The 22826-nt window shown below is 57.4% G+C and carries 23 protein-coding genes; 2 read left to right on the top strand and 21 right to left on the bottom strand.

Annotated elements, in window-relative coordinates; translation table 11 throughout:
- The 3 genes from BFP70_RS00320 to BFP70_RS00310 all read right to left on the bottom strand — a co-directional run bounded on the left by BFP70_RS00320 (position 1) and on the right by BFP70_RS00310 (position 2525).
- The gene (locus tag BFP70_RS00320) at positions 1 to 528 is read right to left on the bottom strand and encodes a TRAP transporter small permease (RefSeq protein ID WP_066009048.1); all 528 of its coding nucleotides are present in this window, start codon (positions 526 to 528) and stop codon (positions 1 to 3) included.
- Between the two features lie 69 nt (positions 529 to 597).
- A complete protein-coding gene (locus BFP70_RS00315; RefSeq protein ID WP_066009046.1) occupies positions 598 to 1605 on the bottom strand; it encodes a DctP family TRAP transporter solute-binding subunit in 1008 nt (335 codons plus the stop codon).
- 47 nt (positions 1606 to 1652) lie between these two features.
- Positions 1653 to 2525, bottom strand: a complete 873-nt coding sequence (locus BFP70_RS00310) for a shikimate dehydrogenase (protein WP_066009062.1) — start codon at positions 2523 to 2525, stop codon at positions 1653 to 1655.
- A gap of 142 nt (positions 2526 to 2667) precedes the next feature.
- Between BFP70_RS00310 and BFP70_RS00305 the strand changes: the two genes are divergently transcribed.
- Complete coding sequence (locus BFP70_RS00305) at positions 2668 to 3351, top strand: TetR/AcrR family transcriptional regulator (protein WP_066009045.1); 684 nt, start codon at positions 2668 to 2670, stop codon at positions 3349 to 3351.
- Between the two features lie 18 nt (positions 3352 to 3369).
- On the opposite strand, the gene BFP70_RS00300 is transcribed toward BFP70_RS00305, so the two are convergent.
- The 18 genes from BFP70_RS00300 to BFP70_RS00215 form a co-directional block, all read right to left on the bottom strand.
- Complete coding sequence (locus BFP70_RS00300; protein WP_066009044.1) at positions 3370 to 4437, bottom strand: 3-carboxy-cis,cis-muconate cycloisomerase; 1068 nt, start codon at positions 4435 to 4437, stop codon at positions 3370 to 3372.
- A complete protein-coding gene (pcaG, locus tag BFP70_RS00295) occupies positions 4427 to 5026 on the bottom strand; it encodes a protocatechuate 3,4-dioxygenase subunit alpha (RefSeq protein ID WP_066009043.1) in 600 nt (199 codons plus the stop codon). The genes BFP70_RS00300 and pcaG overlap by 11 nt, the downstream gene beginning before the upstream one ends.
- Positions 5027 to 5028: 2 nt before the next feature.
- On the bottom strand, positions 5029 to 5781 hold the full coding sequence (gene pcaH, locus BFP70_RS00290; RefSeq protein ID WP_176715455.1) for a protocatechuate 3,4-dioxygenase subunit beta: 753 nt from the start codon (positions 5779 to 5781) through the stop codon (positions 5029 to 5031).
- Positions 5774 to 6169: a 4-carboxymuconolactone decarboxylase gene (pcaC, locus tag BFP70_RS00285; RefSeq protein ID WP_066009041.1), complete on the bottom strand. Its 396-nt coding sequence runs from the start codon at positions 6167 to 6169 to the stop codon at positions 5774 to 5776. The genes pcaH and pcaC overlap by 8 nt, the downstream gene beginning before the upstream one ends.
- Complete coding sequence (gene pcaD / locus BFP70_RS00280) at positions 6166 to 6948, bottom strand: 3-oxoadipate enol-lactonase (protein ID WP_066009037.1); 783 nt, start codon at positions 6946 to 6948, stop codon at positions 6166 to 6168. The genes pcaC and pcaD overlap by 4 nt, the downstream gene beginning before the upstream one ends.
- A 93-nt stretch (positions 6949 to 7041) precedes the next feature.
- Entirely contained in the window at positions 7042 to 7971 is a 930-nt protein-coding gene (locus BFP70_RS00275; RefSeq protein ID WP_066009032.1) for a LysR substrate-binding domain-containing protein, read from the bottom strand.
- A 95-nt stretch (positions 7972 to 8066) separates the two neighbouring features.
- Positions 8067 to 9632: an acyl-CoA dehydrogenase family protein gene (locus BFP70_RS00270; RefSeq protein ID WP_066009030.1), complete on the bottom strand. Its 1566-nt coding sequence runs from the start codon at positions 9630 to 9632 to the stop codon at positions 8067 to 8069.
- 3 nt (positions 9633 to 9635) lie between these two features.
- Positions 9636 to 11246: a tannase/feruloyl esterase family alpha/beta hydrolase gene (locus tag BFP70_RS00265; RefSeq protein ID WP_066009029.1), complete on the bottom strand. Its 1611-nt coding sequence runs from the start codon at positions 11244 to 11246 to the stop codon at positions 9636 to 9638.
- Positions 11246 to 12118: an amidohydrolase family protein gene (locus BFP70_RS00260; RefSeq protein ID WP_066009028.1), complete on the bottom strand. Its 873-nt coding sequence runs from the start codon at positions 12116 to 12118 to the stop codon at positions 11246 to 11248. Before BFP70_RS00260 ends, BFP70_RS00265 begins: the two co-directional genes overlap by 1 nt.
- A gap of 12 nt (positions 12119 to 12130) precedes the next feature.
- Positions 12131 to 13951 carry a feruloyl-CoA synthase gene (locus BFP70_RS00255; protein ID WP_066009026.1) on the bottom strand — a complete coding sequence of 607 codons (1821 nt, stop codon included), beginning with the start codon at positions 13949 to 13951 and terminating at the stop codon, positions 12131 to 12133.
- Positions 13952 to 13995: 44 nt separating this feature from the next.
- Entirely contained in the window at positions 13996 to 14436 is a 441-nt protein-coding gene (locus BFP70_RS00250; RefSeq protein WP_066009025.1) for a MarR family winged helix-turn-helix transcriptional regulator, read from the bottom strand.
- A 17-nt stretch (positions 14437 to 14453) separates the two neighbouring features.
- Positions 14454 to 15776 (bottom strand): TRAP transporter large permease, encoded by a 1323-nt coding sequence (locus tag BFP70_RS00245; RefSeq protein WP_066009024.1) that lies wholly within the window; start codon positions 15774 to 15776, stop codon positions 14454 to 14456.
- A complete protein-coding gene (locus BFP70_RS00240; RefSeq protein WP_066009022.1) occupies positions 15776 to 16318 on the bottom strand; it encodes a TRAP transporter small permease in 543 nt (180 codons plus the stop codon). The genes BFP70_RS00245 and BFP70_RS00240 overlap by 1 nt, the downstream gene beginning before the upstream one ends.
- 6 nt (positions 16319 to 16324) lie before the next feature.
- Entirely contained in the window at positions 16325 to 17365 is a 1041-nt protein-coding gene (locus BFP70_RS00235; RefSeq protein WP_255356539.1) for a TRAP transporter substrate-binding protein, read from the bottom strand.
- A 106-nt stretch (positions 17366 to 17471) separates the two neighbouring features.
- Positions 17472 to 18251, bottom strand: a complete 780-nt coding sequence (locus BFP70_RS00230) for a crotonase/enoyl-CoA hydratase family protein (RefSeq protein WP_066009059.1) — start codon at positions 18249 to 18251, stop codon at positions 17472 to 17474.
- A 35-nt stretch (positions 18252 to 18286) separates the two neighbouring features.
- Positions 18287 to 19051 (bottom strand): SDR family NAD(P)-dependent oxidoreductase, encoded by a 765-nt coding sequence (locus BFP70_RS00225; protein ID WP_066009020.1) that lies wholly within the window; start codon positions 19049 to 19051, stop codon positions 18287 to 18289.
- Positions 19052 to 19234: 183 nt separating this feature from the next.
- Positions 19235 to 20032, bottom strand: coding sequence for a sugar phosphate isomerase/epimerase (locus tag BFP70_RS00220; protein WP_066009018.1), 798 nt, complete (start codon positions 20030 to 20032; stop codon positions 19235 to 19237).
- On the bottom strand, positions 20029 to 21723 hold the full coding sequence (locus tag BFP70_RS00215) for an FAD-dependent oxidoreductase (protein ID WP_066009058.1): 1695 nt from the start codon (positions 21721 to 21723) through the stop codon (positions 20029 to 20031). Before BFP70_RS00215 ends, BFP70_RS00220 begins: the two co-directional genes overlap by 4 nt.
- Positions 21724 to 21875: 152 nt before the next feature.
- Between BFP70_RS00215 and BFP70_RS00210 the strand changes: the two genes are divergently transcribed.
- Positions 21876 to 22802, top strand: a complete 927-nt coding sequence (locus BFP70_RS00210; protein WP_066009016.1) for a LysR family transcriptional regulator — start codon at positions 21876 to 21878, stop codon at positions 22800 to 22802.
- Positions 22803 to 22826: the final 24 nt, after the last annotated feature.

Below are 22826 nucleotides of genomic sequence, written 5' to 3'. Positions count from 1 at the left end.
TTACAGCCTCCGCAGCGTGCCAAGACGCTCAATGAATTTCAAAACAGCCGCAATGGCCAACAGCACACCGCCAATGGCAATGGCATATTGCCAGGTGCCGACCTTACCAATCCACACCAGCGCATCGATACCTGTGGTTTCGGCCAACCAACGTCCGGTTGATTTCAGCCCCGACGCATCCACCGAACCACGCCGCATCGCAAAGGCATGCCCTGCATAAGCCAAGCCCAAACCCGACGCGAAGGTGATGACATCAACTGCCAGAAACAGCCATTCACGGGTCTTTTTGGAGATCATGTCGATCAAGATCGTGAAGCGGATATGATTATCGCCCAGATACCCAAGCGCGAGACCAAACATCACGCCGTAAATCGTTAGATAAATCGGAAGTTCTTCACCCCATGGAACCGATTGCCCGACCATATAACGGCGCAATGAGTTGATAAAGATGATAGAAAAGACAAGGGCCATCGACAGACCGGCTGCAAAGCCGAGAATGCGCCGGACCCCGTTGATCAGCGCTTGCATTGAACGGGTCCTTTTATACGCAATCGGGCCGACCGTTACAGGCCGGCCCAATGTTGGAAACAGGGGCGATTAGCCGTTGGTGTTGGACACAGCCGTCTGCAGACGGTCGATCCATTCAGCGTCATCACCCAATTCGTCACGCAGGTATTCGACAACTGCCGGCTGTGCTTTGTCCGCAAAAGCTTTGATTTCATCTGCGGTGGGCGAATAAACTTCCATACCTTCAGCCTGAACTTTGTTGACGCCATCGGCGGTGTTCCATTGCTGAATCGCACGGCCCATCAGGCCGGCAACTTTACCCGCTTTGCTGACAACTTCCTGATCCGCAGGCGACAGGCTCTCATAGAACTCATCCGAGATGACGATGAAATCGGCACCATAGACGTGGCCGTCCAGCGTCATGTATTTTTGCAGCTTGTGCAGGCCGTTGTTGTAGATCGTGCCAACAGGGTTTTCCTGACCGTCGACAACACCGGTCGACAGTGCGTTTGGCAGTTCGGTCCAAGCGATCGGAGTCGGTTCGCCGCCCAGGCCCTTAACCATTTCGATATACAATGGGATCGGCTGAACGCGGAATTTCAGACCTTCCATATCGGCAGGCGATTTGATCTCTTGTTTGGAGTTGGTGAAGTTGCGGAAGCCGGTTTCACCATAGGCCAGCGTGCGCAAGCCGGTCTGCTCACGGCAGTGCTCTGCCAGGGCCTGACCGAATTCACCGTCCAGGACTTCCCATGCGACAGGCGCCGAAGAGAAGGTGTAAGGAATATCCAGAACCGACGCAGCGGGGCACACTTTGGACATCGCGCCGGAAACGATTGCGACTTGGGTCAGGCCTTCTTGTGCCTGGCCGATCAGCTCATCTTCATTGCCAAGCGCGCCCGCCGGGAACAGTTCAACCGTCAGATCGGTTTCACCTTCGACGATGTTCTTGAAGATATGTGCCGCTGCACCTTTCTTCGAACCGGTCCATTCGTCAGGGTCAACATGGGCAACACGGATGGTCTGCGCCTGTGCCGATGCTGCAAGGCCAATCGTCAGGGCTGCAACAGCCGCGGTGGTGGTAAGGGTAAAACGCATGAAATCCTCCCTAGATTGCGTTCGTCATCTGCTGGTTTCAGCAGAAATCAGGTATCAAAAGCGTCAAAACGCGCTTTCATCCGTTCAGGGTCGGCACTGCGCCCCGTGAACAATTCAAAGGCCCGCACAGCCTGAAATACGGTCATGCCTGAACCTGGCAAGACCCGGCAGCCAAGCGCGCGCGCGGTGCGCAACAGCTCAGTTTCAAGCGGGAAATATACGATATCGGCCACCCACATATCGGGGCCAAGAAAGGCGGCAGGCACACACATGCCCGGCAATTTTGCCATGCCCATCGGGGTGGCATTCACCAAACCATCGGGGCGGTTTTCTCCGTCAAGCTGATCGACACTGGATACAGCCCCCACGACCATGTCAGGGCAATTGCCCGCAACCTGATCTGCCAAAGCTTGCGCACGCGCTGGATCAACATCCATAATTGTTAATCGCGTCACATTACACTGACCCAGCGCATGCGCAACCGCCACCCCTGCCCCGCCAGCACCAACAAGCAATACATGCTCTTTGGGGGCATCGGACAGGCCACGGCGGTAATTTTCGGCAAAGCCGGTAAGGTCGGTATTGTGACCCACGCGCTTGCCGTCCTTGAAGACAACAGTATTCACCGCGCCGACAAATTTGGCTGTTTCAGCCAGCTCATCCAAAAGCGGGATTATGTCAATCTTATAGGGATAAGTGATATTCAAACCGTCAAAACCAGCAGCCTCTGCCGCGAGCACCATCTGCTCTAGCGTCAGATCCGCACGTTTGGGATCGTCCATATCCAGCTTGACATACAAACCTGTCATGCCCTGCGCTTTTGCCTCTGCCATGTGCATAGCAGGCGTGCGCGATTGGCTGATGCCCTTACCGATCAAGCCGGCCAAAAGTGTCGCATCATCTGGTGTTGGTCGTGTCATTTCGATCTCCTCCCACATCGATTCCCTCCAAATGAACCGACGAGTTAAATAAACATAGACGACTCCCCAATACATCGTCAAGAGGATTGAACCCGCAGGACCATTTGCTGTATTGTTGGTTATAGTAAGGGGGGAGAAAGTTATGAACGAGCCGGTAAAACCACGCAGCTGGAAACAAAACCCAGAGGCCGTTAAGGCCGATATTCTAGCCGCTGCACGTCAGGAATTTGCGGAACACGGCCTGTCTCGGGCGCGTGTACAAGACATCGCTGCGCGGACGAAAACATCCAAACGCATGGTGTTTTATTACTTCAAGGACAAAGAAGCGCTGTATCAAGCTGTTCTGGAAGACGCCTATGCCGAGGTCCGCCAAGGCGAGCTGGAGCTAAAAGTCGATGACCTTGCCCCCGATGTCGCGCTTCAACGTTTGATCCAATTCACCTTTGATCATCATCGGGCCAATCCCGATTTCATCCGCCTGGTCATGATCGAAAACATCCATGGCGGGCGCCATATGCAAGACATGGCCGAAATGCCGCATATGAACAAACCAGCGGTTCTGCTTTTAGACCGGATCTGCAAGGCAGGTGTGGCCGCAGGCCTGTTTCGCGAAGACGTGCATCCCTTGCGCATTCACTGGCAAATTTCGGCGGCAAGCGTGTTCAACGTCGCCAACCGGATCACATTTTCCTATAATTTCGGGACTGAATTTTACACCGATACGGGGCAAGACGCGCTGCGCGCAGAAGTCACGCGTACGATCATGCTGTCCGTGCTCAAACCCGGAACACCGATTCCGCAAACGCCATGCTCGGACCGGGCCTGACACCCGGTCCGACTTTTTTCATCCAATCCGCTCAATACGTTGGGCGATTGTTTGTGCGGCTGTCACTGCGCGCCCTGTGGCCTGCGCCATACCGGGCAGGCACATCCATTCCAACGTCCAGGCAGTGCCAGAACGTTCCTGTTCATGGATCAGGGCCTGATGCATGCCCGACAGTTGCACCGCATTAAACCGGGCCAATGTCACCAAAAGTTCTGGCAAAACCGGGTTTTGCTTATGCGGCATCGCAGAGGAGCCACCGCCGCCGGACATGGTAATCTCACCAATGCCCTGCTGCGCCATAAGGCAGATGTCTTGCCCCATTTTGCCCAGCGTGCCGGTGATCAGCGACAACACAGACGCCGCTTCGGCCACGCCGTCACGCATCGCATGCCACGCCCGAGGTGCGGGATCCAGATCCAGCGCACGCGCCATATCAGCCACGATCTGATCAGCCTTGTCGCCAAGCGCCTTGCGATCGCCAGAGGCACCACCAAGCTGAATCTTGGCCACCCGCCCCATCACCGCATCAATGCGCGCGATGTGATCGGTCAGTGGCATATACCACGGCGCGATACGGTCCCCCACGGTGATCTGGGTCGCCGCCTGCATCCGGGTGCGCCCCATCAATGCAACCGGCCCAAAACGCGTATCCAACTCCAGCAATGACGCGTGCAACGTCACCAGACGCTGCCGACACATTACCAACGTGTCGCGTAGGCTCATGATCATCGCAGTGTCGATCACGTCTTGCGATGTCGCGCCCTTATGAACCGCCGCCCCTGCCGGACCCAGCGCAGCCTTCAGTCCACGCACAAGCGCCGGAATAACAACGCCGTCGCTTTCCTGGCCTGCACGCAATTGCGCCATATCGAATGTCACGGTCGGGATCATATCCGCCGCTTGCGCAGCCAAATCAGCATCAAATAACCCAGCACGTCCCATCGCGCGGCTGAATGCGGCTTCAAACGCCAACATCTGCGCCAGTTGGCGCTCTGGAGACCAGAGCGCCGCGATCTGTGCATCATGGAAACCGCCACCAAGCCACGGATGATCAAACACCCCCGAAGGACTAAGATCAGATGTCAAGGAACACCGTCTCCCCTTCGCCCTGAAGGCGAATGTTATAGCGGTATTTGCCATCCGCGACTTTTTTCGCGATCAGGGTCTGCACCCGTGGTGCCTGCTCGATACGCGACAACAACGGATCACCGGAGTTATCCTCATCTTCAAAATAGATGCGGGTTTGCAGGCCAATGTTGATCCCGCGCGCCACGATCCACAGCGAAATATGCGGCGCCGAGAACCCGCCACCGCGCAGTGCGACCTTACCAGGTTTTACCGTGCGCAATGTGAATTCGCCGCTATCGGCATCCGCTGCGAAACGGCACCATCCGCTGACGGCAGGGTCTGCACCCTCATTGCCCGGGAAATTACCCGCCGCATCGGGTTGCCAGCTTTCGATCAGCGCATCGCGCAACGCCCAACCTGTGCCGTCAAAGACCTCACCGGTGATTTCAATGATCTCACCCTTGGCACCATCTTCAATCGGGCTGTGGCCCAGCTCATGATCATAGATCTGACCATTTCCGGTGTAGCTTGGCATCAGACCGATATGCACATATGGCCCAGCGGTTTGTGATGCGCTTTCGATCAGGGTTTCAAGTTTCTGAACCATGCTTACATCCCCTCGATACGGTTTTCGAACATCGTCTGGCGGCGACCACGCAGCACGATATCAAATTTATAGGCCAGGAAATCCAACGGGCGGGAATGCGCCATATCCAACGGTGCAACCAGCCGATCCAAGGACGCACGATCTTTGACCGTTGCGGCAATCGGACATAGGTTGATCAACGGATCGCCTTCAAAATACATCTGCGTAATCAGACGTTGGCCAAAGCTGTGACCAAAGACCGAAACGTGAATATGCATCGGCCGCCAGTCATTGCCACGGTTTGGCCAGGGATAAGCACCAGGCCGGATCGTCAGAAATTGATAATAGCCGTTTTCATCGGTCAATGTCCGGCCACAGCCGCCGAAATTAGGGTCTAGCGGCGCAAGATAGCCGTCTTTCTTATGACGATAGCGACCACCTGCGTTGGCCTGCCAGATCTCAACCAACGTGTTGGGAACCGCACGGTTGTTTTCATCCACCACGCGGCCATGCATCATGATCCGCTCACCCACCGCCGGGGCGGCGCCACGGTTCCAGTTCAAGATCAGGTTGTTATCATATTGACCAAATTTGGAATGACCAAAGGTCGGGCCGGTTTCTTCGGATTGACCAGATTCCATTGCCAAAAGCGGCAGATTGGGCGAGCGCGCCACCGATGTCTTATAACCCGGATCATAAGGGTCGGGATGGATTTCACGATTGCGTGGGATAAGCGGACCTTTATCTGCCCGCATGCCTGCGTATAAATCAGTCATTGGAGCCCTCTTTCATCTCGTCAAGGGTTTGTTTGGCAAGTTTAATCGCGTGGTTGGCCTTGGGCACACCGGCGTATACGGCGACATGCAAGAAGGCTTCCATAATATCATCTGGGCTGGCGCCGGTACGGGCCGTGGCACGCACATGCATCGGGATTTCTTCAAAATTCCCAGTTGCGGCCAACAGCGCAAGCGTCAACATCGACCGTTCCCGGCGAGAAATCTTATCGCCCGCCCAGACATTGCCCCATGCGGTTTCGGTAATCAGCGTTTGAAACGGCACATCAAATTCGGTTTTGGCAGATTCAGCACGGTCAACATGCGCATCGCCAAGGACCGCGCGGCGGACCTCCATACCTTTGTCAAAGCGGGGGTTCGTATCGGTCATAATGGTGTCCTGTCGATGAAATCAGAAATCAAGGCCGCAGTTTGTGCGGGCTGTTCAACGCAGGGCAGATGGCCTGCATTGGCGATAAGGTGGAACTGTGCGCCACATAAATCGGCGGTCGCGCGCACCAAATCAGGCGGGGTAGAGCCATCTTGATCGCCCGCCATCGCCATCACGGGCAAGGTCAGCGCAGCGGTGCTTTCGGTCAGATCCGCACCGGCAATTGCTGCACAACATGCCGTGTAACCGATCACATCCGTGCGCAGCAACATATTGCGCCACAGCGGGAATTCAGGGCCGTTACGGAATTCCTCAGTGAACCAGCGCTCCAAAATCGGGGCGGCCATCGCGCCTATCCCATCTTTGGTAATCGCGTCGATCCGGGTCTGCCACATATCGGGCGTGCCGATTTTCGCCGCCGTATCCATCAAAACCAACCCGCGCAGCAAATCCGGGCGTTTTGAGGCCACCCCCTGACCGATCATACCACCGATCGACAGGCCGACAAACATCGCACGGGTGATGCCTTGGGCATCACAAAGCGCTGCGACATCGTCGACCAGCTCATCCATCTTCAAATGGCCCGATGGCGCATCGCTTAGCCCATGTCCGGGTTTATCCAACCGTAGATAGCGCAATCCCGTCGGCATATGGGACAGCATCGCATCCCAGACGCGCATATCGGTGCCCAGCGAATTGGCCAGCACCACAACCGCACCCTCGCGCGGCCCGTCGATGCGGAAATGGAGCGTGCGCCCCAATCGTTCAAATGTTTGCATGACTATCCTCCGACCTCAGGATGTCATAACCGCAAATCGCGTTCCAATACAAAGTGAAGCGAATTACTGCATGTTTTGGTTATGGCTTACTCATCACTCAACAGCGGCTTTGGGCATGGCGCTATGGTCAATCTCGATCCGCATCGCTTCGATCAAATCGATCAGCTCGGCGCGGTCGGTGGCGCTATGTTTCATCGTCAGCCCCACCGCGCCAGACAAGAACGGTGCGCCCAGATCAAATGTCTGCAACACACCGCTGTCCAATTCGCGCCGCACCACGCCACGAGAAATCAGCCACAGTAAATCAGAGGCTTCCAACAGCCCCAAAGCCGGCGGCAATGACACGGTTTCATAGCGCATCTTTGGATCGGTGATCCCCGATGACAATAAGAACTGATCCACCGTCGAACGAATGATCGATCCCTGTGTCGGCAAGATCAGCTCGGCACGGGGCAGCACATAGGCACCGGGCCGCCCCTCCATTGGATGACCAGAACGCCCCACCAGCACGATTTCTTCATGATACAAAAAATCGAACCGAAGGCCTGGCATCTCATCCGCTGCGGGCATGCGTCCGATCATCAGATCAATCTGCCCGTCACGCAATTTCCCCAGAAGATAGGTATGCGGCCCCGTCAACATTGAGATTTTCACCCCCGGGTGGCGCCCGGAAAAGGCCAACGCCGCGCGCGGGAACACGCCACCGGCAACCGTGGGCAGCAGACCGACATTGATCATATCCACCCGTGCCTCGCCTTGGGCGGCGGCCACGGCACTGTCCAGTTGTTGTAACGCCTGCAGGGCATGGCGGCGAAAGCTTTTGCCCGCGACCGTCAACGTTACACGCCGCCCCTGACGGGTCAGCAGTGTCACCTCCATCATCGCTTCCAGCTCGCCCAAGGTTTTGGACAAAGCAGGCTGCGAAATCCCCTGCGCGCGTGCGGCTGCTGAAATCGACCCTTCGTCGACCACATCCAGAAAGGCGCGCACATGGCGCAGCTTAATCCCGCGATGCAAGGCCATCTGCCCCTCCTATCGTGATGTCAGGCCCGCTGCCCGCCGCCCCCTATCATCACGATACGCCCAGCAAAGGCAATTGTGCCAATCCGTCGCGGACCTCAGGCCGCGCGGTCTGGCCGTATCACATCGGGGCGGCACGCCACCTGTGCAGCCAATCGCGCCATTTCCTCCCCACCTGTATGCGACAGACGCACCCATAGCGCGCGAAAGAAGACATCACCGCTTAACGTCATGAAATCATGCGCATAGCCTGGTGCCAAATCTGGCGTATCGGTAATCTTGCGACGCAATTTGGACCAAATGGACAACAGCCTGATGCAATCGTGATCGCCCTGCGCCAAATCGGCAATCAGCGCGGAGAAACCATCCGCCCCCTCGCCTGATCGCACTCCACGGGTCGCAAGCGACAGGGCATGCACACCATTCGCCCCCTCATAGATTGCGGTGATACGCGCATCGCGCCATGTCTGGCTGATCCGATATTCTGTCAGATAGCCATATCCACCCATGATCTGCATCCCAAGATCGGCGGCCTCGATCCCGGCTTGGGTACAAAACACTTTGCAGATCGGCGTGAGGAAATCGACCACTGCAGGCGCATCGCCCAGCGACAGTTCGGTCAATGTCAGATAGGCCATCGCCCGCGCACCCAGCGATAGCGCCCGCTGACGGTCCAGCATGGCACGCACATCCGCATGGTCAATCAACATGGCTGGGAGGCCATCGGGTTTACGCCCCTGCTGGCGCTGGGTCGCATAATCTACGGCAATGTGATGGGCGCGCGCCGCATGGGCGACACCTTGCAGTGCCACATCCAGCCGCGCATGATTCATCATGGTGAACATCGCCATTAGCCCCGCGCCCTGCGACCCGATCAACTGCGCATCTGCGCCATCAAAAGCCAGGTGACAGGTCGGAGAGCCATGCAGACCCAATTTTTCTTCAATCCGGGTGACAGTAATGCCATTGCGCCCTGCCTCCGTATGCGATGGGCATAAGAACAATGACAACCCGCGAATGCCGTCTTCGACCAAACCGGTGCGGGCCAGAACCAGATGCAAAATCCCCTGCGACATGTCTTGATCACCGCCCGAAATAAAAATCTTCTCACCGGTGATCTGCCAGCCCATATCAGTCTGCCGTGCTCGCGTGCGAATGCCGGACAGATCAGATCCCGCCTCCGGTTCTGTCAAACACATGGTCGACAGCCACTGTCCCGAACACAGTTTCGGAATCCATGTCTTTTGCTGCGCCGATGTGCCAAATTTCATTAGTGTTGACACCGCGCCTGGCACCAGATTGCACAGCATTTGCAACGCGTGGTTCGCCCCGGAAAAAATCTCCGAAACCGCCCCCGCCAGAACCGCATTTTGCGCCATTCCGCCATAGCTCTGTGGCACCGTCAGCCCTTGCCACCCACCATCTGCCAATTGCGCAAAGGCCTGGGCGAACCCGTCCGGCATTTGCACACGGCCCTGATGCAATCGGCATCCTTGCGCGTCACCCACCCCATTCAGCGGCGCAATCACCCCTTCGGCGAATTGTGCGAAATGGTGCAAGATCTCTTGCGCCATATCCTCATCCCAGTCTGGCAGGCGATCCGCCCGTGCCACATCACGCAGGCAAACCAGTATATCATCAAGCGGCGCTTTGAATTCTGACATCGGCTATTCCACACAGCTGAAGCTTGCGCCATCATCAGGGTTTCCCCCGATGTAACGCGCCACAAGCGGCTGCGGACACAGCGGGCGGGCGGCATTGGCAAGGCTGGCGGGCGTTTCGTCATTATCGGGCCGGGCAGTGGCGATGACGGCTTGGGGGGCCGTGCCGTCTTCCACCCAATGCTCCAACGCGGTGAACAGATCGAACTTATCCAACCCCGGCCCGCCGGAGCAGTGCGTCATCCCCGGAACCGGGTAATAGCGTAGCATTTGCGCGCTGTCCCCATCCGTATTCGCCAGCAATTTTTGCGCATAGGCTTGGGTATCAAGCGCCGAAAACACGGGATCCGCCACCCCGTGGAATAGGATCATCTTCCCACCTGCGTCACGGAATGCCTGCAAGTGCGGATCCTCTGAACCGGGAGGAGACATCACCTGCATCGGGCTTTCGGGATAAATGTCAGAACTGGCCTCTACCTGCCCTGCCTGTGTCGCCAGATCGAAGCGCAGCAGATAGTCTTCCAATGCGGCCGGCTCACCGACAACTTTGGTGGGTGGCACGGTAAAGACCTGCGCAAGTGACGCGGCCCCCATCACCGCAATGATCGGCTTATGATCCCATGGCGGGATTGGGCTTTGCAGCTTCCACATCCGCCAATTGCTGCCTGCAATACCGTTATCCCATGCCCAATCGCTGTAATAGGGGGCGCCATCGCTTTGTGTCCCACGCATCACATTGCGCAGGGCTTGGGCCTGATGGGGCTGCAAAACATCTGCCAAAGTGGCGGGGTCGAACTGTGCCTGACACGCTGCGCTATCTTGTATCAACCCATCTTCCAGCCCGTCCAACCCATCACAAGCTGCCAAGATCGCATCACCCACCGCGGTTAGATCCTGCGGTGTATAGGCCGTGGCCAAGTCGCCAGTGATGGCGTGGAATTGCTGCACATCCAACGCATGTTGCAACGCCGCTTTTGGCAGGCGATACCCCGGCGCCCCTGCCAAAAGCCCATCAAAGGCCGCAGGCATGCGTGACGCCGCGACCATCGCGTGCCGCCCGCCATTGGAACATCCAATCCCGTAAGAGCGCGCGATATCCGCACCATAATATCCTTGCACAAGATCGCGCGCCACCGGGTCCAGCACGGCCACGGCCTTATAGCCATACATCTGCCGGGCTTCAAAATCGAAGCCGAACACCGCCCCGCCGGCAAGGCCCATATCCGGCGCCATATCGCCCGCATGACCCGCATCAGAAGACACGACCGCATAGCCGCGCGCCAATGGCGATTGCCCGCCCGTACCAGCCTTTAACGCGCCCGTAGCGGGTTTGACCTCGCCATCATTTCCACCATTGAACTGATGCACATAATTCCCGTTCCAATCTCTGGGCAGGTTCAGTTCGAACCGCAGGGCATAGGCGCGGCCATCCTGACCTGTGCGCTGCGCCATTGTGCCATGCAATTGGCACACATCCACACCGTCTACCTGTGTGTCTTGCGCAGTCAAAAGCACGCCCGCCGGGGCTTGTGCTGCCATATCCTGGCAGCCCGCAGCCCAACCAACCCCGGCTCCGCATATCGCCATTACAGCCGATGTCATCAACATCCTACGCATCAGATTGCCCCCAGCAGCCGCATGGCGTTTTCCTTTAAGATCAGCGGCCGGACCTCGTCCTTGAATTCGGCCTTATCAAATGCAGCTAGCCATTTTTCGGGTGCGATCATCGGCCAGTCAGAGCCAAACAACATCTTATGTTTCAGCAAGCTATTGGCATAGCGCACCAGAATTGGCGGAAAATATTTCGGCGACCAGCCCGACAGGTCGATATAGACATTGGGCTTATGGGTTGCGACCGAGAGCGCCTCTTCTTGCCAGGGGAAGGACGGATGCGCGAGGATGATCGGCATATCGGGAAAATCCACCGCGACATCGTCAATATACATCGGGTTGGAATATTTCAGCCGCATCCCATTGCCGCCCCGCATGCCAGATCCTACCCCGGTTTGCCCTGTATGAAATAATGCCGGCTTGCCGGTTTCCGCGATCGCCTCATACAGCGTGTAGGCCATGCGATCATTGGGATAGAACCCCTGCATGGTGGGATGAAATTTGAACCCTTGGACACCGTGATTTTCAACCAGATCACGCGCCTCTCTTGCGCCCAGCTTACCCTTGGCAGGGTCGATAGAAGCAAAAGGGATCAAAATATCCGAATGTTTCGCCGCAGCCTGCGCCACCTCATAGTTGCTATAGCGGCGGTAGCCCGTTTCGCGCTCGGCATCCACGGGGAAGATCACTGCCGCGATATTCATCGCCCGGTAATGCGCCGCCGTCTGATCGATGGTGGGCGGATGATCCCATGGCGCGTTGAAATATTGCGCCATGCTAGCTTGCAGATCATCATAGCCATCATCATCATGGCAGCCGCAGGCCTCTTCGGCATGGGTGTGGAAATCGATTGCCCGAACGGCGTTGAAATCTACCATATCAGCCTCCTGTTAAACCCGGATCAATGCGGGGTCGTCATTGTCGTAAAGCCGCTCAAGCAAAGCCGTGCGACGCGTGATGATCTTGCGTGTATTCAACGAGCCTTTATCGGTCACTTCAGCATCTTTGACACTGGGCGGTTCTGCCAGCACGATGGCCCGCGCAATCCGGCGCGCCGAACCAGAGCTGGCGCGCGCCATATCGCGCAGCACATGGTGGATGCGCGCCATCAGATCCGGGTCGATAAGCGCACCATCTGAGACGTCGCCATGTTCCAACGCCGACGGTTTTGGAAACACAAAAAGTCCGATTTCACCACGATCATGGCCGCAGATCACCACGTCTTGCACCAGACCTCGCAGCGCCTCAAGCGCATCTACGCGCAGCTTGCCAGCCTGCACCCAAGTGCCTGTCAACAGTTTGAAATCCTCTGACACCCGGCCATCAAACACCAACCCACGCGCCGGGTCATCAGGGTTGACAAACCGCACCGCGTCGCCGGTGATCAGAAAACCGTCCTCGTCAAAGGCCTGTGCGGTTTTTTCTGGATCATGCACATAGCCGGGCATGATATTTGGCCCCTTGACCCGCAGTTCACAGCGCATGTCGGCATCGGGGATCAGCCGGATTTGCGTTCCCGGCAACGGCACCCCAATCACGCCGGAACGGCCAATAGGTTCGTGTACCATCACCGTAGCCGGCGCCGTCTCTGTCATACCCCAGCTAGAAATCATCAACGGTAGCCGCCCCTGTTCTTGCAGTGCCATTTCTTCCAGCCGGGTCCAGACCTCTTGTGGCAAAGACGCACCCGCATAGAAAATCATGTCCAAATCATGGAAATAGGCCTGTCGCAGCGCGGCGTTGGTTTCCATCTCTTGCACCAGCATCGAAAATCCGACCGGGACATTGAACGACAGATTTCCCGCATGATGGGTGACATTGGCGATTGTGTCACCAAACAGCGCCTTGGTCGGTTTGCCATTGTCGATATAAAAACTGCCGCCATGCGCCAGCATCATATTCAGATTATGCGAGCCGCCGAACACATGGTTCCACGGTAGCCAATCCACAATCTTGGGTGGCCGCTGTTTCAAGAACGGCAGAACAGAGGCCATCTGACTTTGATTGGCGCACATCATCCGCTGTGTGGTCATCACCCCTTTGGGATTGGATGTGGAGCCAGAGGTGAACAATATCTTGGCCAGCGTGTCTGGACCAACCTGCGCATGGGCTGCGGCTGTTTGCGCGTCTGGCACAACTGCCAGCAGATCGGCAAAGGCTGTGGTTGCGCTCGATGGATCGCTTGCCACCACCTCAATGCCCTGCAGCGCGGGCAACGCAAGCGCATCGGCAAACCGCGCCGCATCCTCAACAAAAATCAGGCCGGGCCTGACCACCTCGGCGGCATAGGTGATGCGGAAATGGGCCTCATTGATCAGCGCATATTGTTCCGCAAGCGGCACGGTCGGCACGCCGACCCATTGCGCAGCATAGGAAAGGATCGCGTGATTGACCGAATTGCCCGATAAAATCAGAATGGGCGTCTGCGCCCCCATTCGACGCGCAACCAAGGCCGCGGCAACCGCTTTGACCTGTGCCAGAACGGTCGCATAGCTTAGCTCGCGCCATTCGTCGCCCGAACGCTCTGCCAAAAAGATCCTGTCAGGCGCGGTCGCAGCCCAATGTTCCAGCCAGACCCCGGTATGATCGACCACCCGATCCAGCGGCGTCTGCGTCGTCATTAACAGACCCTGACGCCCGTCCAGCCCGGTAAATTCGCATAGCTCCGCAGAATGCGGAACCAAGGTAAGCCCCGTCACTACATCTTTCATGATACCCTCCCTGGGGGCCCCTCACCCCCGGTGCATTATGTTGGTCAACCGCCTCCAAGACGGCGCAGGGCTGCAGCCAGCGCATCGCGCTGAGGCCCTGTCAGATCCGCGAAAAACGCGTCCTCATGCGCCTGAACGGCGGCTTCCGCCTGCGTCCAGACGCGCTGTCCTTCATCAGTCAATCGCAGCGCATAGGATCTGCGATCCCCCTCCACCCGATGGCGCGCAATAAGGTCCGCATTTTCCAGCTGATCGACCAACACCACGACGCCAGAGCGTTCGATGCACAGCATTTCAGCCAGGCGAGTTTGCGAGATATCGGAATTTTCCGCGATGATAGCCAACGCCGAGAAACTGGCCATCCTTAGGCCCAGCGGCTCTAACGACCGGTTCATATCCTCTTGCACCAGCAAGAATGTCCGCTTCATGTTATAGCCGATGAACTGGCGCAATTTATCGTCTGTCTGGGTGGAAAGCGATGTCATGGTATGCTGTGCTCCCGTTATCCGGCCATCACGTCAACCAGCCAGAAGCTGAGGACGGGGAAGGCCACCAATAGGGCAATCCGGCACAGCTCTGCCAGAACAAAGGGGATTGTGCCGCGAAAGATTTCCTTTGTTGGGATGTCCTTGGCCATGGATTGGATGACAAATAAATTCATACCAACCGGCGGCGTGATCAGCCCCATCTCGACCACCACCAAAGAGATAATGCCAAACCACATTGCCTGATGTTCCGGTGTCAGGCCAAAGTCCAGCGCCATAATTGTGGGAAAGAAGACAGGAACCGTCAGCAAAATCATTGACAGGCTGTCCATCAAACACCCCATCACCAGATAGAAGACAATGATCCCCGCCATCACCACCATCGGGGCGACATCGGCGGTCGCAAAGAAGGCCGCGACATCGGTGGGCATGCGTGACAACGCCAGCGCGACATTGAAGATATCGGCACCAAAGACGATGGCGAAGATCATTGCCGTGGATCCTGCCGTGTCGATCAGACAATCCAGAATGGAACGCGCATTCAAGCCCCGCGTCGCCACACCCGCAATCAGCATCAACACTACGCCCACCGATGCGCCCTCGGCCGGGGTGAAAAATCCGCCATAGATCCCGCCCAAAACGATGACAAAAATCGCCACCACATGCCAGATCCCTGCCAGCGATTTCAGCCGCACCGCCATGCTGGCACGTTCATGTGTTGGCCCCTCGGATGGGAACAAACGCACATAGATCGAAATCGCAATAAAGAACCCGATCACCGCCAGAATGCCTGGCACCGTGGCCGATAGGAACAGTTTGACGATGTTCTGCTCGGTCAACAGGGCATAGATGATCAAAACCACAGAAGGCGGGATCAAAATCCCCAAGGTGCCCCCCGCCGCCAATGAACCAGAGGCCAGCGCGCCAGAATAGCCGTGTTTGCGCATCTCGGGCAAGGCCACCCGCGCCATCGTCGACGCCGTGGCCAAAGATGAGCCGGAGATAGACCCAAACATCGCGCAGCCTGCCACCGATGCCATCGCCAGCCCACCGCGCAAATGCCCAATCCACGCGTTGGAAGCCGCGAAAATCGCCCCTGAGATGCCCGAGCGCGTGGCCAGATGCCCCATCAGAATGAACAACGGCACAATCGCGAATTCATAGGACATGAATTTATCGACCCATGCCGTGCTCAGATACGCGACCAGCGCATAGGGGGATCCCAGCAGCATATAGCCACCCGCCCCCACCATCGCCATGGCGAGCGCAATCGGCATACGCGCGAATATCAGCCCCAGCAGGACAATCACCATGCCAATCGCAATACTTAGCGGTTCCATCAATTCACCCCCAGCGCCCGGAAGGCGCGGCTTAGCATTGGCAAAGATTGCAACGCAGCAATCAGCGCCGACAGGCCTGTGCCCAGGATTGCTGGCAAATAGGCCCACCAGACAGGCACGCCCAACAACATCGTGCGATCACCGTAATAATGCATATCCTCAAGACCCAGGCTAAGCCGCCAGCATAAAAACCCCCAGCCCAGCGCGAAGAGCAATGTCCACACACCATCCATTTTGCGCTGCGCGGTTTGCGGCAGCCACAACGTAAACAGATCAACCATTACATGGCCTTTGTTCAACTGACACAGCGGCAAGAACAACGATGCACAGGCCGCACAGGCCAGCTCCACCAATTCAAAATCGCCGCGAATACCGCCCAACCCAAGATTGCGCATCACCACCGAGATTGTGACCGTCAATGCCGAGACAAAGATCACCCCGCCGCCCAAACCCGCGCATAGCAATGCCGTCATACGCAGGGCGCGAAACAGGGGGCCGTGGCCCGCCTGTTCCGTCATGTCATGTGGAAGCCCTTCGGCCATGATCGCTTATCCCGCGTCCAGAAGTTCATTCGCACGCGCCACAATCGCAGCACCATCCAACCCGCTGTCATTCAACTTGGCAATCCAAGCCTCGCGCAGCGGCATCGCAACTTCTTGCCATTTCGCGATTTCCTCGCGCGGGATTTCGACGATCTCATTGCCTTGTTTTTCGACCATGCCGCGGCCGAACGCCTCGAATTTATCGAATTGCGCCCCAATGCGGCGCGACAGCTCTGGCCCGGAATTGGCATCAATCACCGCGCGCAGATCGTCGGACAGCCCGTCATAAACACGTTCGTTCATCACAAAGGCGAATGTGTTGGAATACAGCCCCCGCGCGCCCGGTTCAGGTTCGGCCGAATAGGAAGTCAGCTCTTGCAACTTGAATGGCGGCACAACCTCATAGGGCAGACAGCAACCGTCAATGACCCCGTTCGACAGGCCCACGACCATATCTGTAACCGGGAAGAACACCACCTCAGCGCCCAGCGCGGTCAGCATCTCACCCGTGGCCTGGTTAGGCGCGCGGATCTTTAAGCCCTGTAGATCGGCCTGTGAAGTGACCGGCGCATTGCGGGTGTGCAGCTTGCCACCATCATGGGTGTGGAAGGCCAGCGGTTTCATCCCGCGATATTCATCTTGGCCAAATTCGCGCATCAACATGTCCATCGCAACCGAGGATTTCTCGGCATTGGTCACCAAGAAAGGCAAAGACATTGTTTCTGCGACCTTGAACCGGTCTGGGGTATAGACAGGCAATGTCCAGGCGATATCGGCAATACCTTGGCGGACCTGATCGGCCAATTGCGGCGGTTTACCCCCCAATTGCATGGCCGGGAACATCTGCACCTCGATTGCGCCATCACTGGCCTGCGACAGCTCTTGCGCCCAGACCTCAAAGAACTGGGTCTGCATCGGGGCGACGGATGGCAGGAAATGATGCAAGCGCAGCGTCACCTCCGCTGCATTGGCGCGTTTCATCAACGCCGGTGTGGCCAATGCGGCCCCCAAAGTGGTCATCGCCATACGGCGCGTCATATGTGTCATCTTTATTCCTCCCAAAATAAGATACCGAGCAGCGTAATGCCCCTCGTGACATTGAACAGTGGTCAGCCTGCGCAGCCTCTCCTCATCGGCAGCGCAGGGCAATAGATTAGCGGAACACCGGCTGACGTTTTTCCAAAAACGCCTGAAGCCCCTCTTGTGCGTCCTGACTGGTTTGCGACACGGCCGCGCACAGGCTTTCGGCAAACAGCCCATCGGATTTGGACATGTCTTGCACCCGGCTGATTGCCTGGATCATCATATAATTAGACAAGCTGGCATTTTTGGCGATTTTCCCCGCCAATTTGCGCGCAAGGTCCAGGGCCTCCCCCTCACCCACGGCATAATGCGTCAAGCCAAGGTCCAGCCCTTCGGCACTACTATATTTGCGCCCCGTCAGCATCATCTCGCACATGCGGTCAGCCCCAAGGATACGGCCAATCCGAACGGAGGCGCCGCCGCCGACAAAAATGCCCCGCATCCCCTCGGGCAACTGAAAGATGGTTGAAGGTTCTGCGATCCGCACATGGGTGGAGGCAGCCATCTCTAACCCGCCCCCGATCACCGCGCCAAACATGGCTGATACCACCGGCAGGCCAGAAAACTGGATCAGATCCATCACCCGATGCCAATTGCGCGAATGCCGCATCGTGCCTTCGGCGTCGCGCGCCACATGTTCCGACAGATCCAGACCGGAACAATAATGTCCCGCCGTGCCTGTCATGATCACGACGCGCACCCCTTCGGGCGGATGGGCGAAAAAGGTCTCAATCGCCTCCAGCAATGCATCACACATCGCGTTGCGCTTATCGGGACGGTTCATCGTCAGCGTGGCCACAGGACCGTCAATGTCGATGCGCAAGATATCGGCAGGGCCGGTTTGGGTCATGGCAGAGCCTTCTGATTGGGACATTGGAGAATAGGTCATTTGAACGGCATCCGCGTCGCACCATCCAAACGGATGACAGTGCCGTTCAACATCGGGTTTTCGACAATCTGCTGAACAAGGCGTGCGTAATCAGCGGGATCGCCCATGCGGTTCGGGAATGGGACGTTTTTCAAGATATCGGCCCGGATGTCATCGGGCAGTCCCGCACTCATGGCGGTTTCAAACAGGCCCGGCGCAATGGCCATCACCCGTATGCCCAAGCGCGACAGCTCACGCGCGGCGGGAAGGGTCATGGATACGACCCCCCCCTTGGACGCCGCATAGGCCGCCTGCCCAACCTGCCCATCTTCAAAGGCGACAGAGGCGGTGTTGATGATCACGCCTCGGCTGCCATCTTCATCCAATGGCTGGGCGCTGGCCATCGCGCGGGCAGCGATATTCATAACTGTATAACTGCCAAGCAGGTTGACATTCAGCGTCTTCGCAAAGCTGTCGATTGTCAGCATTCCGTCGCGGGGCAATATGCGCTGCGCGGTGCCAATCCCGGCACAGGACACGACAATACGCGGCACATCCCATTGATCACAGATCTGGCCAAAGGCCCCCTCAACCGCATCGGCATCACTGACATCTACGCCAAACCCGATCCCGCCCAGCGCCTGTGCGGCGGCGGTCGCGGCCGCATGCGACACATCCAAGATGGCAATACGCGCGCCTTGCTCCGCCAGACGTTGCGCCGTCGCAAGCCCAAGCCCGCTGGCGCCGCCGGTAATCACCGCGACTGTTGTGTCGATTTGCATCGAACGCTCCTCCCCATTGAACAAACAATGGATCAGAAAGAACTGTTATGTCAATGAACAATTCAGCGCGACATCAAAAATCGATCACATGATCGACGTCTGTTTCCACGACCCTAGCGTGAAAAGGGCGAAAAGATACGGAAATTATGTAGACTGGGGTTGATCAGACTCGCGACGCACGCCCTACCCCGTCACTACCCCGCGCGCCGCTGCCAATATTGCGGTCAAACGCGCGACATCAGATGCGCCAGTCGACGTCATGGGCACCTCTAACCCCAAAGGCAAATCTGCGGGCAAAGCCGCAATGAAGGCGCGCAGATCAATCTGCCCCTGCCCGGGGGGCAAGCGATCTTCGCGCGCGGTATGGATCAGCTGTTGGGTGCTATAGCTGTCATGCACAGGTGCATCGCATAGATGCGCGAAAGGCAATCGTTGTGGAGGGATTTGCGCCAACATATCCAACCCAGAGCCAGAGCGATCAAAATGCAAACTATCGACCAACATCCCCACCTGTGGTCCCGCCGCCTGCACCACCTGCCAGCATGTCGCCAGATCGGGCACGCTGGTCCAGGGAAAAAATTCCAGCACCGTCTGAATACCATGTGCCTGTGACAGGTCCGAAAGCTGCGACAGACGGTCACCCAAACGGGACAGGTCTGGATCATAGGGCGCCGTGATCAAAGTCTTGGCACCCAGTGCCGCGCCGCATTCCAACATCGGTTGCAGCGCAGTGACCTCGGTCTGTGGGTCCAGCTTAACGAATTCGATATCGCTGACCCCCACGCCGGTAGCCGCCATCGCCCCAAGGGTGGCGCGCATCATGGCATGATCCTCCATCAACGGATATCCGGGACTGTCAGCTGTGACCCGCAACAGACGCAGCCCCACCGCATCGAACCCCGCCGCACCTGCTGCATGGATCAATCTGGGTGGGTCCATTTCAATCGCGCTCAGATGTGCCAACGTATAACGCCGTGTCATCCCGGCCCCTCCGATCTGTGTGTGCGGATCTGCTCTGCCACGTCACGCCCTGCGACAAATCCAAATGTCAACGCGGGACCAAGATTGATCCCCCCCGCCGGGTAAAACCCACCAAAGACTGACGCTGCATCGCTGCCCGCCGACCACAGCCCGTCAATCACGCTCCCATCTTCACGCAGCACACGGGCCTGCGGGTCGGTCGCGATACCTGCAAATGTGCTAAAACTGCCCGGCACGACCTTCACCGCAAAAAATGGTGGCTTTGCAATGGGCGCAAGATTGGGATTGGGTGCGTGCTGCGGATCGCCTTGCAACCGCATATAGGCCGTTGTGCCGCGTCCAAATTCAGAATCCTCACCACGCGCCGCATCGGCATTGAACCTTGCAATGGTCTGCGCCAACCCATCAGGATCAATGCCGCAGCTTTGTGCAAGCGCGTGCAGGTTGCGCCCACGGTGCAGATAGCCCCGCTTAACCCACTGCCGCCACGGCACCGGCTGCGGTCGCACTACGCCCAAACCATAGCGGCGCAAAAACCGATAATCGCAGATCAACCATGACTGCGCGGGCTGGCCCCGCGGCACTGCGCGCAGCATAGCCTCGACATAATCATGATAGCCGAGACCCTCGTTGCAAAACCGCTGCCCCGATTGAAGCACGCCGATCACACCGGGTTTGCCCCGATCGATGATATGGGGAAACAGCGCATCGCGCCCATCGGGCCAACAGACAGATGAAACCGGGCATAACGCACGGTTTTGCGCGACTTTCATGTCCAGCGCCGCACCCACCGCCTGCGCAAGGGCCAGACCATCGCCCCTGGCCGTTGGCACAGACAGGGACTGTGCCGGCGCAGCACCAGTGGCCTCTGTCACATCAACATCGGGCGCATGACCGTAACCGCCACAGGCCAGCACGACAGCGCGCGCAAATATCTGCGTGCCATCTGTCAGCCGCACACCATCCACCTGCCCCCGTGTCTGCACCTGTGTCAGATGTTGCACCTGAACGCCGGTCTGCACCTGCACGCCCAGATCCAAAGCAGACCGCAGCAACCGCCCCGCCAAGGCCGCGCCATTGCGTAGATCCATCCCCCGACGATACAGCGCCAAATCTCGGATATGGCGCACCACCCGGCCACTTGCATAGGCCAAGGCGCGCGGCGAACGTGTCATCGTCATGAAGGCACGCAAATCCGGCCCCGCCTGAATGGTCATGCCGAAAAATGTGGTTTCACGAACTGGCGGGCGCAAAAGCCCAATCGAAGCCCCAAGCGCACGTGCATCAAAGGGCCGTGCGATCACTGACCGACCGCCCATTCCTGCGCCCGGCTGATGACCATAGGTGTCAGGGATCGCGAAGCCGCCATCGAATTGCAACGCTGTCTGAGTGTGAAAGAAATCTACCATCTGCGGCGCAGCCGCCAAAAACGCATCCACCCGGTCTGCACATAAATGAGCGCCACAAACTGCTTGCAGATAGGTGCGCGCCTGTTCTGCCTGCGGGTCCAACGCGGCACCAAGCGCATTACCCGGCGCCCAAATCCAGCCACCCGACCATGCGGTGGTGCCGCCAACAACATCTGCCTTTTCCAAAACAATCACACGCAGCCCTTGCGCTGCTGCGGTAACAGCTGCGGCCAGACCGCCAGCCCCCGCGCCCAAAACGATAAGATCTGTCTGTGTATGCATCTGCTCCCCCGACCTTGCACGCCGCATTGGCCGCTCCTCCGGCCAGCATCCATTGTGGCACCGTCCGCCCGCCATGGATTAACGTCAATTACATATTTGCATACATTCGTAACCCGATGTTAATGTTAGGAACCTGGGAAAAAGGAATGATGATGCGCGAAATCACCTTACGACAGATCGAGGTCATCCGGGCCGTGTTGCTACGCGGCACAATTAATGGTGCAGCCGAGCATCTGGGCGTATCCTCCCCTGGGATCAGCCGTTTGATCAAGCATACCGAGGAATCCTTGGGCATTCGATTGTTTGAACGACGCAATGGAAATTTCGTCCCATCGGTCGAGGCGAGTAAAGTTTTCGACCAAGTGCGAGAGGTATATAAAGGCGTTGAAAACCTTCAGATGGCGCTGACCTCTTTGCAAAAGGGCGAAGATGTGCGGCTGGCTTTTGCTTCGGCACCATCTGTGGCGCAATTTATTGCCGCGCGTGCCATCCGCACCGTACGCAGCCAATATCCTGATCTGTTCATCGACCTGAATATTTTAAAAATCGAAGAGACAATCGATTATCTTTTGCTGGAGCGTGGCGAATTTGTGATCATGAGCTCCCAAGTGCAAAACCCCGGTATTGAAAACGAAGAAATCGGCCGCACACAGCTGGTTGCGATTTTGCCAGAGGGCCACCCGCTGGCCGCGCAGTCAGAGGTGTCGGTCCATGATATGATCCGCTATCCGCTGATCGGGGTAGAGCCATCCGACCCCTATGGCGCATTGATGGCCCGGCCATTCATTGATGCGGGCCTGACAGTAAACCATTCTATCCGCGGGCGTTTTGCACAAACCGTTGTATCACTTGTGCGTCATGGGCTGGGCGTGGCGTTGATGGATGGCATGTCCGTGGCAGAGGTGTATATGCCCGGTCTGGTGCGGCGCAACCTTGTCGAAGCACGCGAAATTTCGATCTATGCGGCCCGAAAAAAGGGCCGTCAGTTATCAAATTTTGCAGAATACGCGATTAAGCAGTTCAGGTCAGAACTGGCTGCAGCGCCACGTCAGTGGCCTGCGGATAAGACTACAAATTAACTTAATGTTACTAATGTCGAAAAA

The sequence above is a fragment of the Thioclava sp. SK-1 genome (assembly GCF_001705665.1).
GTDB lineage: Bacteria > Pseudomonadota > Alphaproteobacteria > Rhodobacterales > Rhodobacteraceae > Thioclava.
Note: the sequence above shows the minus strand (reverse complement) of the source record. Positions and strands in the feature narration are given on the sequence as shown.